Genomic DNA, 1,447 nt, shown 5'->3' on the forward strand with positions numbered 1-1,447 from the left:
CAAGGGGGGCCAGGGGGGATACCCCCCCCTTTCCAAGGGGGGCCAGGGGGGATACCCCCCCCTTTCCAAGGGGGGCCGGGGGGGATACTCCCCCCTTTCCAAGGGGGGCCGGGGGGGATACTCCCCCTCCCTACGAGTAGTAATCACCATGCGGGCCGATTTTGTCGGTCAATGTGCCGAATATCCCCAACTGGCGCAACTCATCGAAACCCAGAATAAAATTGTTGGCCGAATGCAGGAAGCAGAGTTACGCGAAGCCATTGCTAAACCCGCCGAGAAAGAAGGATGGACCATCCCGGAAGACCTGCAAAACGAGATAGTGAAAGACGTGCAGCAGTCCCCGGGAAGCCTGCCCTTATTGCAATACCTCCTGTACGAACTGTGGGATTGGAGAGATCGCCGTTTAACGGTAAAAACCTACCAAGACATGGGCGGCGTACTCGGAACCCTACAAACGCAAGCGGATAAGGTTTATAACTCCCTCGACCCAGAAGAAAAGACCGTCGCCAAGAGCATCTTTCTCGAACTCACCCAACTGGTAGAAGAGGACAAACCCACCTCCAGACAAGTCCGCAAAACCCGGTTAACCGACTTACCCCCCTCCCCAGAAAAAGTAGAAACCGTACTGGGGAAATTAGAAGACGCCCGCTTAATCGTCACCAGCGAACTGCAAGCCAGAGGGAACAACGGGGATACAATCAAGGTAGTGGATGTCGCCCACGAAGCCCTAATTCGCAACTGGAACACCTTAAAAGACTGGCTAAACGACAACCGGGAAATCAAGCGTCAAAGAGACGAACTCAAAGACAAAGCGCAAGAGTGGGAAGAAAAAGGCAAACGCCGAGAAGGGTTGTTGCGGGGGATAGATTTATCTGATGCAGAAGCATTTGTGCGACGCTATGGGGAAACCGGAATCGCACGAGAGTACGTGCAAAAAAGCATCCGAAACAGACGCATCACCAACATCCTCAGTATTGGCACCGTTGCCACCATGTTGACCGTCGTCACCGGACTCTGGCTGAATGCCCAACGCCAAGCCACCATCGCCAACTTGCGGGCCAACGCCGCCCAGGCGCAACAGTTGCTCACCACTCCCCAACCGTTAGGGGGGGTAGTCCTGGCCATCCAGGCTACGGGCGAGAGTCAAGACCAATTGGGGCGAGTGATGAGTTCGGTGCAAAGTAGCTTGCTGACCGGCATTCAAACCCTCCGAGAACACAATCGCTTCCAAGGCCATCAGGATTCGGTCTACGCCGTGGCCTTCAGCCCGGACGGGGAGACCATCGTCAGTGGCAGTGGGGACGGTACCCTGCGCTTGTGGACCCGCCAGGGGGAACCCATCGGCGAACCCTTGCGCGGCCATCAGAATCGGGTCTGGGCCGTGGCCTTCAGCCCGGACGGGGAGACCATCGTCAGTGGCAGTTGGGACGGTACCCTGCGCTTGTGG

At 56.9% G+C, this 1,447-nt stretch carries 1 protein-coding gene; it reads left to right on the top strand.

The window, feature by feature from the left end; translation table 11 throughout:
- On the top strand, positions 1 to 1,447 hold a 1,447-nt coding region (locus tag AC0QH1_RS30985), incomplete at both ends, for a WD40 repeat domain-containing protein (RefSeq protein WP_442957401.1).

The sequence above is a fragment of the Phormidium sp. CCY1219 genome (genome assembly GCF_055795085.1).